The organism is Bacillus sp. B2-WWTP-C-10-Post-4, from assembly GCF_009183805.1.
Classification (GTDB): domain Bacteria; phylum Bacillota; class Bacilli; order Bacillales; family Bacillaceae_G; genus Bacillus_A; species Bacillus_A cereus.
The window spans coordinates 20,373-32,954 of sequence record NZ_WEII01000026.1 but is presented as its reverse complement, the minus strand read 5'-3'; the positions used below and the strand labels follow the sequence as shown (position 1 = coordinate 32,954).

Below are 12,582 nucleotides of genomic sequence, written 5' to 3'. Positions count from 1 at the left end.
TTTTAAAAAAAGTGTGAGATAGGAAATTTTTCTTATCCGATGCGAGGTGAATACGAAAACCCTCTCTATCTCACATACACAATAGAATGGAATTGTCATTTTATAAATAAAATGACATGACGTTATGTCGCAACATAGGGTATTTTGTGTCGCTACGTTTTCTATTATAAAAAATAGTTGTGCAAAACTAGTGCATTTTTTATGTCAATTACTCTGAGCGAAAAATAACTCTTCCACTCAATCACATAAAAAGAGTTTTTTATTATTTTCATGTAAACTATACAAGTAGAATGAACAGTTTGGGGTGCACAAGATTATGGTAAAAATTTTATTAGTAGACGATGAAGAACGTATGTTACGATTATTAGATCTGTTCTTAAGCCCTCGCGGCTATTTTTGCATGAAAGCTACCTCTGGCCTTGAAGCACTAAATTTAATCGAACAAAAAGAATTCGATATTATTTTATTAGATGTTATGATGCCAAATATGGATGGATGGGATACTTGCTATCAAATTCGTCAAATTTCCAATGTTCCTATCATTATGTTAACAGCTCGTAATCAAAACTACGATATGGTGAAAGGCCTCACGATGGGCGCAGATGATTATATTACAAAACCATTTGATGAGCATGTATTAGTCGCACGAATCGAGGCTATATTACGCCGTACAAAAAAAGATGGCTTTGTTAGTTTCAATGGTATTGAGTGGGATAAAACGAAACATACTGTCACAGTTTATGATGAAAAAATCTCATTAACTCCTATCGAATTTTCGTTACTCGGACTATTTTTGCAAAATACAAACCGTGCTTATAGCCGAGATGATTTAATCGAAAAAATTTGGGGCTATGAAACAGATATCGAATATAGAACAATTGATTCACACATTCGTAATATCCGTGATAAACTACGCAAAAAAGGATTTCCAATTGAAGATTACCTAGAAACGGTCTATAAAGTCGGATATAAATGGAAAAGTGAATAATTACTTCGGTCAGTGGGAAATCGTATACCACTGACTCTTTATTATGAATAAGGTATGGTGAAAAAATGAGTAAACTTTCCCTTAAAATTGGGACATACTTTTTAATATTAGCTTTATGTATTGAAACAATTGCTTTCGTATCTTTTTATAAAAGCCTTTCAAAAATGCGTATTGTAGAGGAAACAGATGCTCTTTTAGAGAAAGGTAATCGCTATAGTAAAAAAATTAAAAGCCGCGAGAGACGGGATGAATATTATAAAGAAATGAAACACGCTGAACATAATAAAAGTCCTAAACGCCCTGTGTATCCTGAATTCGATATTACGAATGAGGCTGCACACTTAGTTGAATCGGAATCAATTTCTAACTCCGATATAGCTATCATTATTACTGACCATAACGGCAAAATTATTTCCACCTCAGAACCCGTAACAAAAGATATGCAAAAACAACTTACTTGTAAAACAGAAACTGTCCCAGACGGCGGATTGGTCGTTGAAAGGAACTGGAAAAAATCAAAGTTCATCACAACAGTAAGCCCACTTAACACAACAAAGTTTCAAGGAAAGCTATATATGCTATTAAAAACATCTTTCCTAGAAAATATGTTACTTAAACTCATGAACCAATTTCTTATCATTAGCGTTTTAACAATTATTTTAACAACAATTTCTGTCTTTGTTTTTTCACGCGTTATTACAGAACCACTTGTAAAAATGAAGAGAGCGACAGAAAAAATGTCAAAATTAAATAAGCCAATTCAATTAGGTATTAAACGGAATGATGAACTCGGAAGTTTAGCAAAAACAATTGAAGATTTATCGAGTGAACTTACGTATATGAAAAAAGAGCGCAATGAATTTCTCGCTAGTGTCGCTCATGAACTATTAACTCCATTGACCTATATGAAAGGTTATGCAAAGGTAGCAAAGAGAGACTCTTTAACAAAAGAGGAGCGAGAAGAATACTTACAAATCATTGAGGATGAAACGGATAGTGTAACCGATCTCGTCCAAGATTTATTTATGCTTGTACAATTAGAACAACACCAATTTGTTATAAAAAAACAAAAAGTGCTTCTTCAGCCATTTTTAGAACGAATGGTTGAAAAAACAAAAACAACATTAACGAATAAGCAAATGCAACTTCATGTATATTGCAAAGATGATTTAGAAGTTTGTATAGACGAAAGACGTATGGAACAAGTTATGTTAAATTTATTACACAACGCTTATCAACATTCGCCAGAAAACACATCCATTACGATACGTGTACTCATGGAAACAGATTCTTTTACAATAAGTGTACAAGATGAAGGTGAAGGTATTCCTGAAGAAGATATCCCGCATATTTTTGACCGTTTTTATCGTGTTGATAAATCTAGAACACGAGCTACAGGCGGAAAAGGCATCGGGCTAGCTGTTGCAAAGGAAATTGTAGAATTGCATAACGGTTCTATTCTAGTAACAAGCCAATTAGGAGCGGGAACAAACTTTATAATCAAGCTACCTTTTGAATAATATGCGTGTGAAAACACCAGTAGTAGTAAACACTACTGGTGTTATTTTGTTCATAAAAACAGCTCATATAAGCTAAGCTTTTGAAATTATTCTTATTTCAATATAAAATAAAGGTACATTTGCAAAGATTTGGAGGGTGATATAATTGGATATCCATGTATTAACAAAAGACGAAGCAGAAATTTACTTAGAACTTCGCGTAGAAGGATTAAAGCAAAACCCTGAAGCATTCAGCTCTTCTTATGAAGATATTATTAATAAAGAGTGTGCGATTGAATATAAAGCACAAAAATTAGCACAAGATGAAAACTATACGCTAGGTGCATTTAAAGATGGAAAATTAATCGGGGTTGCAACACTGGAAACGAAACCATATGTAAAACAAGAACATAAAGCTAAAATCGGTTCTGTATATGTATCTCCAAAAGCACGCGGACTTGGAGCAGGAAAAGCACTTATTAAAGAATGTCTTGAGCTTGCTAAATCTTTAGAAGTAGAACAAGTTATGCTTGATGTTGTTGTTGGCAACGATGGAGCGAAAAAACTTTATGAATCATTAGGTTTTAAAACATTCGGTGTACAAGAACGTTCATTAAAATATAACGGACAATATTGGGACGAAGAGCATATGGTCTTATTCTTAGATGAAAATAAATAATAAAAAACATCCTCATGTTTGGAGGATGTTTTTTACTTTCTTGTAAACCATGCCGTGTGTAATAATTGAATCGCTCTCGCAATCTCTTCCTCTGATAATATCGCAAACCCAAGTAAAACTACACTCTCAGGCGCCGTACCGTCTTTATAGTACGTAGACACAGGATATATTTTAATACTATATTTCGCAGCTTCTTGAATTAATTCTTCTTCCTGCATTCCATTATGCACTTTTAATAAAATGTGTAATCCGGAATCTTCTCCTATCACTTCAACACGATTAGAGAAATACTTCTCTATTTCAAAAACAAGTCTATCTCTCTTCTTTCGGTAGACAACACGCATTTTATGAATATGTTTTTCCCAATATCCTTCATTTAAAAATCTTCTAATCACTTCTTGATCTATTCTTGAAACACTTTGTGTATAAAATAAATATTGCTGTTGATACTTTTTAATTAATTTCTTCGGCAACACCATATAGCTCATCCGTAGCGATGGCAATAATGCTTTAGATAGCGTTCCCATATAAATAACTTTCCCCTCTGTATCTAACCCTTGCAGCGCCGGTATAGGTTTTCCAGAATAACGAAATTCACTATCATAATCATCTTCAATAATATACCTGCTCTCTTCTTTCTTTGCCCACTGTAAAAGCTGCATCCTTCTCGTAATAGGCATAATCATTCCATATGGAAACTGATGGGAAGGTGTAACAAATACAACATTCGCATTGCTATTTTCTAAATCTGCAATACAAATTCCATCTCTATCTAAAGATAACATTTGGACTCTTGCTTCTCCCTGTTCAAAAACAACCATCTTTCTATGATACCCTGGGTTTTCAACTGCATAATTGCTTCCCTTTAACAATTGAAACAATAGTTTCACTAATATTTGTGTTCCCGCTCCTAATACAATTTGACTAGCTGAACAACGCACACCTCTAGATTCATACAAATAATTCGTAATCTCTTCTCTTAAGCTTGCTTCCCCTTGAGGGTGTCCTAGAAAGAGAAGTTCGTTATTATGCGGTTGCCATACTTCATTTACAATTTTCCGATACATATTAAATGGAAAAGCATTTGTATCAATTCCTGTTTGTGTAAAGTCAAATTTATAACGCTTCTCCTGAAACGGGACTTCTTCTATCCTCTCTTCGCTATCCTCTACATGAACCATTTGCTCAATCTTGCATACAAAATAACCTTTTCTCGATATCGATTCAATATAACCTTCTGCAAGTAATTGTTCGTAGGCTGCCTCTACTGTATTTTTACTTACTTGTAAATGTATCGCTAACTTTCGCTTAGCCGGTAATTTCGTAAAAGGGACAATCGATCCATCTTTAATCTCTTTTTTTATATACTCATACAATTGCACATATAATGCCTTTTTACTATTCACATTTAAATTAGGCGTTAATTCTAACATAATATCTGACCCCTTAATAAAACTAAAATCTGATACTTTTTACAGTACCAGATTTTATATATAATTCCTTTTATCATGTCACACATCAAAAATCAAATACCGGAGAGGAGAAACATGATAATGAACAATGGTAGACGTATCGGACTCATTATGATTATTACAGGGGCTACATTATGGGGATTATCTGGTCCAATGATTCAGTGGCTATTTCAGCATACTAATGTATCCTCAATTGATTTTTTAACAATTCGATTGTTACTTGCAGGAATATTTATTTTGTCTTTCTTACTTATAAAGAAACAAAACATATTTCAAATTTGGAAACACCCTAGATATTCTATACAACTTATTATTTTCTCTATTCTCGGCATGCTTGGTGCGCAATACGCCTTTATCGAAACGGTTCATATTAGTAACGCGGTCACAGCAACGCTATTTCAATTTCTAGGTCCTGTTCTTATTACCATGTATGTTGCATTTGAACAAAGAAAATTCCCTGCTTCCATGCAACTATTCGCAATTATAGCCGCGCTAATAGGAACATACTTTATTATTACAAATGGCTCAATTGAAAATATTGTTTTATCTAAAGAAGCTATTATTTTTGGACTATTAACAGCAATTGGATTTGCATTTTATACCCTTCATCCAGCTTCGCTTATTAAAGCATGCGGAACAACTATAGTAATTGGTTGGGGGATGTTAATCGGAGGAATTGCACTACTTATTTATAATCATTCATTCGGGTGGAATCAATTTTCACAAACCTTTACACTAAAAACTTTTTCTATGCTTATTCTTATCATTATTAGTGGTACCCTTTCTTTCCTTCTGTATATCGGTAGTCTTAAATATTTAGCAGCAACAGAAACAAGCATTTTATCTAGCATTGAACCCCTTGTAGCTGCCATCGTTTCAATCACTTGGCTAAGTGAATCTTTTGGAGCATATCAATTATTAGGCGGCATATGTATCGTTCTATCCGTTATTTTTTTGACGATGCCCCAAAAAGAAACCGAACCAACCTATACAACGGAACAAATATAAAATGAAACTTTAATTAGTGGGGCTATCTCCCACTGATTATTAACCTACACCAATCGGGCTTTTACGGGATACAAAATGTCAAAAGAGGTCGTACAAAACTTACGACCTCTTTTGACATTTTAAAGGAATTGTCCCGCCTTCTAGCAAATACAATTACACTAACAATAAAAACTAGGAGTGTGGCACCATGAAAAAAATCGGAACTATGCTACTTCTCTCCTTTCTCATCACTGGATGCACACAAGCACAACCTGATTCAAAAGCATCTAAAACTGAAGCTGTCGCAACGTCCAATCAAGTGAACGCACCTTCCTTCTTTCATCTTAGTGTTTTAAAAGATGTAAATTGGGAAGAAGCACCCTCATTCATAGACGGAAAAATACCTTTAAAAGGCATCGAAGGAAAAATCGCAATGGCTGATAGTCCTATTATAGCAAATGAACAAAATGAAATAATGTGGTACTTTCTAGATTCTGAAATACCAACTGGAAAATTGTCTATTATTGCGCTAAAACAAGGATCTGTAACGCCAACACCAGTACTCTTTCAAAAAGAAATTTCCAAACAAACTTGGACTACTTCAAATACAATCAATTCTACTACAAGCGAACTCCCTCTCGCTATGTCACTACCTTCATCTGGATTATGGTTATTAAATATATATGTGAATGAAAAATATTATGATCAGTTTGTAATCACCGCTGAGTAAAGTGACAAAAATAAACCACTTTCTTACAACAATGTAATTTCTACGTCATGTACTTCGATAGTTGAATTATCTCTCTTCTCTTATACTTAAAGTAAGAAATGAATGAGGAGAGATGAGAGATGAAAAAAATGATAGAAGTAATCGTAGCAATAACTGAGGTTTTAGTGAATGGTAAACAAGTTGCAATGGAATTAAATAAATAGTGAAGAAACATAAATAATTCTACACTTCTTCATTATTTTGATTTCTTATCTCAAAAAAGCAGTGCCTTTTAGGCACTGCTTTTAGCTATTAATAACGTGGTATTTTCGTAATTTGTGCCACGCCTGAATCAATAGCTGCTTTCGCTACTGCTTCCGCAACACTTGGAACAACTCTTTTATCTAATGGATTCGGGATTACATAATTCGCATTACGTTCTTCATCAGTAATGATGTTAGCGATCCCATATGCTGCCGCTAATTTCATCTCTTCTGTAATATCAGTTGCGCGCACATCTAACGCACCGCGGAATATTCCGGGAAACGCCAATACATTATTTACTTGATTCGCATAATCCGAGCGCCCAGTTCCTACTACAGCTGCCCCAGCCTCTAATGCATCCTCAGGGAAGATTTCTGGAATTGGATTCGCCATTGCAAACACAATTGCTTTCTCATTCATCGTCTGTACAAGTTCTTTCGTTAATACGTTAGGAGCAGATACGCCAATAAAAATATCAGCTTGGTTAATCGCTTCTTTTAACGTTCCACGCACATGTTCACGATTTGTCTTTTTTGAAACTTCAATTTGTGCTTCGTTCATCCATGTTTCACCTTCACAAACAATACCTTCTAGGCTAACTAGCGTAATGTGCTTTGCACCAGCCTTTAATAATAATTTTCCAATTGCAATTCCTGCCGAACCCGCACCGTTAATAACGATTTTCACATTATCCATTTGTTTGCTAACAACTTTTAATGCATTAATAACAGCTGCTAAAACGACAATAGCTGTTCCATGTTGATCATCATGGAATACAGGAATATTCGTTTCTTCTTTTAATCGTTTTTCAATTTCAAAACAACGCGGTGCTGCAATATCTTCTAAATTAATCCCTGCAAATGTAGGCTCTAAATTTTTTACAAGGGTAACGATTTCATCTACATCCGTTGTGCCTAAACATAATGGGAAAGCATCTACATTCGCAAACTTCTTAAACAAAATACTTTTTCCTTCCATAACAGGCATAGCCGCTTTCGGTCCAATGTTTCCTAAACCGAGTACCGCTGTTCCATCTGAGACAACTGCCACCATATTACCACGTGCTGTATAGTCATACACCGTTTCTTCATCTGCCGCAATTGCTTTGCAAGACTCCGCTACACCTGGTGTATACGTCAGGCTTAAATCATCCGCTGAATTTACTTCTACTTTACTTGTAATTTCAATTTTCCCTACTAATTCTTTATGCAATAACAATGATCTTTCATTAATTTGATTTGCTAACATACTTATAATCTCCCCTTAATTTGACAAGCTAGCTATATGAATATAGCTAGCTTGTTTGATCATGAAAACATCTTTAATAATATTGTCGCCGTTACAACCATTGCCGCCCCGCCTAAACGAGTCGAAATTTGCGCGAACGGCATTAATTCCATACGATTTGAAGCCGATAAAATAGCAACATCTCCAGTTCCACCTAAACCGCTATGACATCCAGTTACAATCGCCGATTCAACTGGATACATCTTCATCACTTTCCCTACAAGAAAACCTGATGCTACCATTGTAAGAACAACCGATGCGCACACAACAACATATCCTACTGAAAGAACTGCTGCTACGTCTTTTAACGGAATATATAGCAATCCTAATCCAACCATTAAAGGCCAAGTTAAATTCTTCGAAATAAATTTATATAAATGGAATGCTCCTTGCTCCATTTTTGCTGGCATTAATTTAAAGTATTTCACAAGCGCTGCTGAGAAAATCATAATGATTGCCCCAGGAATACCGATGAACTTAGAAGCAAATCCTCCGAAGATGAAGAACGTACACGCAATTAATAAACCTGCTCCCATTAATGAGAAGTCAATTGGCTTCTCTGTATTTTGTTCTTTTAATAATTCTGCTTGATTGTCTGTTTTCACTAATACACCGTTACCACTAAGCTCCGGTTTCTTCTCACCTAAACGCTTCATATACCCTGCACTTACAATTGCGAACATATTTCCAATAATAGCTGCTGGAATAAGCTGTGATACAAACGTTGCTGATGATTCATTTAAAATATCACTATAAGCTAGCGACAATGGTAAAATCCCTTCCCCGATACCACCACTCACAATTGGTACGATGATAAAGAAGAATGTGTGCTTCATTTCAAATCCAAATAATGAACCGACCAATAATCCTACTGCTACAGAAGCTAACGTCCCTACTACTAAAGGAATAAACATGCGAACGAAACCTTGTACTAACACTTTACGGTTCATTCCTAAAATACTTCCGACTACTAAACAAGAAATATATAAATATAAAAAGTTCGATTTTTTCATTAACATAGTCGCAGCTTCCATTGAAGCTGGATTCATCCAGTTAAAAAATACAAGTAATGATGGAATAAATAACGAAAGTATTGCTGGACCGCCGATATTTTTTAAAATTGGAATTCTCATCCCAATATCACCTAAGAAAATCCCCATGATCATAATAACTGCAAATCCACCAATCATATCTGCTGGCAATTTATTATATACAGATGCCCCATAAATAATAGCAGCCAATACTACATATAACGGTAAAGGTATAACACCGATTTTTACATTCATAATTTTAGAAGCGAAAGATTCTCTTTGTACTTCATTTCCTTCAGAAAATGATACCGCTTCCACATTCTTTTGAATTCCCATATGGCACCCCCTCGTTTTCTTAATAACAATATTAAAACGCTTTCAATAGTAAAAATAGTTTTTGTAAGTTTTGTAATTGATTTTGTAATTAAAAAAAGTATAAGCGACTTATATTAAGTCGCTTATACGTAAAACTCTATTTTCTTTTGATCAACACATCTTAATTTACTTACAGGTCTTCCCACATGTTGGTACATCATTTCGTTTTCTAACACCCCAATGTCAGTCAGAAACATTACATATTTTCGAATAGAAACTCTTGAAATTCCAACTAATTGTGCCATTTCATCTGTTGTAAATACTCTTCCATTCAGAGACTCGATCTTCTGCCAAATTAATTGCAACGTTTGCTTCGTTAAACCTTTCGGAAGCTCTTTAGTGACAGTAGGCTCTCTTTTTTCTTTTTGTAAAATTAACGAATCTAATTCCGATTGACTAATTTTTTGTTGTTCTTTCATGAAAGTAAATTTTTCTCGATATATAGTTAATGCCTCTTTAAATCGTTCAAATGTAAATGGTTTAATTAAATAATCTACAACTCCATATTGTAATGCTTTTTTAATACTCCCCATATCATGTACAGCTGAAATCATCATTATATCGATTTCTTTTTCTTGGTTCCGGATATACATTAAAAGCTCAAACCCAGTCTCTTCAGGCATAAAAATATCAAGTAATACTAAATCTACTCGTGATTTCTCTAATACTTCTATCGCTGACTTTACTGAGTTAACTGCTTGAACAAGTTCAAACCCTCCTACTTGTTCTAAATAATGCGTATTTAACATTGCTACCATCGGGTCATCTTCTACAATTAAAACTTTAATCATATTTGCCTCTCATCCCTACCTTTAGGTATTTCAATTGTTATCGTTGTTCCCTTTCCTACTAATGAATGCATATGAATTTCCCCATTTATTCGCTGTATACTTTCTTTTACAAGATACAAACCATAACCGCGGTTATCTCCCTTTGTGGAATAACCTTTCGTAAATAATTCCTCTATTTCTTTTTCTTGTATACCTTTTCCCGTATCTTGTACTGTAATAGTTAGTATATCCCCATGTTGTATCTCAACTTCAACTTGCTTCTTTTCACAATTCGTCACTGCTTCTAATGCATTATCAATTAAATTTCCGACAATCGTAATAAGTTCATGAGTAATACTTTCATCATCTATTTCCGGCATATAAGAATCTTCACTTATAATTAATTTTATATTTTTCTCTCTAGCATAGCTGAGCTTACCTAGTAAAAAACCAGCAAATACTGGACTTTTTATTCTTTTCATAACTCCACCAATTTCATATTGATGCTCTGATACCATGCCGCTTATATACTTCTGTAATTCTTCATACTGTTTCATATGTGTAAGCCCTAATACGACATGCATCTTATTCATAAACTCATGAGATTGTGCCCGTAATGCTTCTGCATATAGTCTAATACCAGTTAGTTCCTCTGCTAGTTTTCTAATCTCTGTTTTATCACGAAATGTTGCAATTGCACCAACTATTTCTCCTTTTACATATAAAGGAACTCGATTCGTCACAATCGTAATTCCATAAATATTTTGTTCTTCGTTTAATTGTACTTCTCCCGTTTGCAATACTTCTTTTATACGTGAATTTGGCATATACAACTCAACATCTTTACCGATAAAATCTTCTTCAAGTCCGCTTTTTTTAAATAGACGTTTCGCTTCATTATTAATTAACGTTACTCTAGCCTCTTTATCTACAGCAATAATACCTTCCTTTACAGATTGTAGCATCGTATTTCTTTCTTCAAGAATTTTTGCTATCCTGTGCGGCTCAAGACCGAATAAACTTTTCTTTATATGTCTAGCTAGCAATATTGCTCCTATAATTCCGACTAATACACCCACTCCGACACCAATATAAATGATATGTCTACTTTCCTTAACTCTCTCTTTTACATTATCTGCTGAAATACCAACAGCCACTGCTCCAAGTTGTTCACCTGTTTCAGAAAATATTGGTACAAACACTCGCATGGAAATACCTAAAGTTCCTTCTGCTAACGATACATGTTCTTTTCCTTTCAATGCAGGCCCTTCATCTCCCCCAATAAAATGATGCCCTATTTTTTGAGGATTTGGATGTGACTTTCTTATTCCATTCATGTCCATAACTACAATAAATTGAACACCTGTGTTTTGTAATATTCTATTTGTATACGTTTGGATTGCAGAGGTATCTGCTTTCCCAACCAAACCATCGATTACAATCGAATCATTCGCCACAATGTGTGCAATTGTTTTTGCTTTCTCTGCTTGGCTATCCTCCGTCGTCCGTTCTACATTATGACTAATTAATATATCTGTCACAAGTAAAGAAAAAATTACAACTGTACAAACTAACAATGTAATCGTTTTCCATAAATTCCATAGTCTTTTTCTTTTTTTCATCCTGTTAATGACTCCCCTAATTGCTGAATAGAAAAATAAGTAAGGTGATATTATTTTCACCTTACTTATCTGCTGTTATTATACTTTAAATTTACTAGTCATCGCTTGTAGTTCTTCTGCCATCTCAGCTAAGTTTTGCGAAGCTGAACTAATTTCCTCCATGGAATTAACCTGTTCTTCTGTTGAAGCTGCAACACTTTGCATACTAGCTGTATTTTCTTCTGCAGCAGCTGCAATTTCATCAATAGCATTTGTCACTTCATTTGCATCTCCAGCAATTCTCTTCGTTGTTTCTACCATTTGATTAACTTGAGAAACAATATGTGTAGTAGAACTTAAAATTTCCGTAAAACTTACTTTCGTTTTTGTTACAACATCAAGGCCTTGTTGAACTTCTCCATTCACATTATCCATCGCCTTAACAGTATGTTCAATATCCGCCTTAATTTCTGCAATTAAATTTGCAATCTCTCCAGATGACTCTCCTGATTGCTCTGCTAATTTTCTAACCTCATCTGCTACAATAGCAAATCCTCGTCCCTGTTCACCTGCTCTTGCTGCTTCAATAGCCGCATTTAAAGCTAATAAGTTTGTTTGAGTTGCAATGTTTTGAATTGCTTCAGAAATAGCTCCTACTTGCTTTGATTTCTCATCAAGAAGTTTAATAATAGCATCTGACTCGGATACCGACCTAGAAATAGACTGCATTTGTTTTGCGGTTTGTTTAACTAAATCTTCTCCCTCTTCAGCTCTTTCACGGGCATGTAATGAGGAAATAGAAATTGACTCTGCGCTTCCGGTTACATCTTGAATTGCTGTATTTACTTGTTGTAATGTAGCAGCACCTTCTTCAACACCTTGACTTTGTGACTCAGCCCCACCTGATACTTGTTCCATCG

Annotated in this window: 11 protein-coding genes; 5 read left to right on the top strand and 6 right to left on the bottom strand. The window is 34.7% G+C overall.

Annotation, left to right across the window (positions count from 1 at the left end; translation table 11 throughout):
- Positions 1-316 precede the first annotated feature (316 nt).
- The 3 genes from GBN78_RS13075 to GBN78_RS13065 all read left to right on the top strand — a co-directional run bounded on the left by GBN78_RS13075 (position 317) and on the right by GBN78_RS13065 (position 3,166).
- Complete coding sequence (locus tag GBN78_RS13075; RefSeq protein ID WP_000238959.1) at positions 317-988, top strand: response regulator transcription factor; 672 nt, start codon at positions 317-319, stop codon at positions 986-988.
- Positions 989-1,053: 65 nt separating this feature from the next.
- The gene (locus GBN78_RS13070) at positions 1,054-2,508 is read left to right on the top strand and encodes a HAMP domain-containing sensor histidine kinase (RefSeq protein ID WP_000041027.1); all 1,455 of its coding nucleotides are present in this window, start codon (positions 1,054-1,056) and stop codon (positions 2,506-2,508) included.
- A 145-nt stretch (positions 2,509-2,653) separates the two neighbouring features.
- Positions 2,654-3,166, top strand: coding sequence for a GNAT family N-acetyltransferase (locus tag GBN78_RS13065; protein ID WP_000351212.1), 513 nt, complete (start codon positions 2,654-2,656; stop codon positions 3,164-3,166).
- Between the two features lie 32 nt (positions 3,167-3,198).
- Here GBN78_RS13065 and pdxR read toward each other — a convergent pair whose 3' ends face one another.
- The gene (gene pdxR / locus GBN78_RS13060; protein WP_152127463.1) at positions 3,199-4,599 is read right to left on the bottom strand and encodes a MocR-like pyridoxine biosynthesis transcription factor PdxR; all 1,401 of its coding nucleotides are present in this window, start codon (positions 4,597-4,599) and stop codon (positions 3,199-3,201) included.
- Positions 4,600-4,719: 120 nt separating this feature from the next.
- On the opposite strand from pdxR, the gene GBN78_RS13055 reads away from it, so the two are divergent.
- Positions 4,720-5,646, top strand: coding sequence for a DMT family transporter (locus tag GBN78_RS13055; protein ID WP_001059051.1), 927 nt, complete (start codon positions 4,720-4,722; stop codon positions 5,644-5,646).
- A 187-nt stretch (positions 5,647-5,833) separates the two neighbouring features.
- Positions 5,834-6,355 (top strand): DUF4871 domain-containing protein, encoded by a 522-nt coding sequence (locus tag GBN78_RS13050; RefSeq protein WP_000719682.1) that lies wholly within the window; start codon positions 5,834-5,836, stop codon positions 6,353-6,355.
- A 291-nt stretch (positions 6,356-6,646) separates the two neighbouring features.
- Here the strand turns inward: GBN78_RS13050 and GBN78_RS13045 are convergent, their stop codons facing one another.
- The 5 genes from GBN78_RS13045 to GBN78_RS31155 all read right to left on the bottom strand — a co-directional run bounded on the left by GBN78_RS13045 (position 6,647) and on the right by GBN78_RS31155 (position 12,580).
- Complete coding sequence (locus GBN78_RS13045; RefSeq protein ID WP_000880782.1) at positions 6,647-7,846, bottom strand: NAD(P)-dependent malic enzyme; 1,200 nt, start codon at positions 7,844-7,846, stop codon at positions 6,647-6,649.
- A gap of 59 nt (positions 7,847-7,905) precedes the next feature.
- Positions 7,906-9,252, bottom strand: coding sequence for a 2-hydroxycarboxylate transporter family protein (locus GBN78_RS13040; protein ID WP_000512722.1), 1,347 nt, complete (start codon positions 9,250-9,252; stop codon positions 7,906-7,908).
- 122 nt (positions 9,253-9,374) lie between these two features.
- The gene (locus tag GBN78_RS13035; protein ID WP_000598689.1) at positions 9,375-10,082 is read right to left on the bottom strand and encodes a response regulator; all 708 of its coding nucleotides are present in this window, start codon (positions 10,080-10,082) and stop codon (positions 9,375-9,377) included.
- Positions 10,079-11,683 (bottom strand): sensor histidine kinase, encoded by a 1,605-nt coding sequence (locus GBN78_RS13030; protein ID WP_000746420.1) that lies wholly within the window; start codon positions 11,681-11,683, stop codon positions 10,079-10,081. Before GBN78_RS13030 ends, GBN78_RS13035 begins: the two co-directional genes overlap by 4 nt.
- 78 nt (positions 11,684-11,761) lie before the next feature.
- On the bottom strand, positions 11,762-12,580 hold the full coding sequence (locus GBN78_RS31155) for a methyl-accepting chemotaxis protein (RefSeq protein WP_436628049.1): 819 nt from the start codon (positions 12,578-12,580) through the stop codon (positions 11,762-11,764).
- Positions 12,581-12,582: the final 2 nt, after the last annotated feature.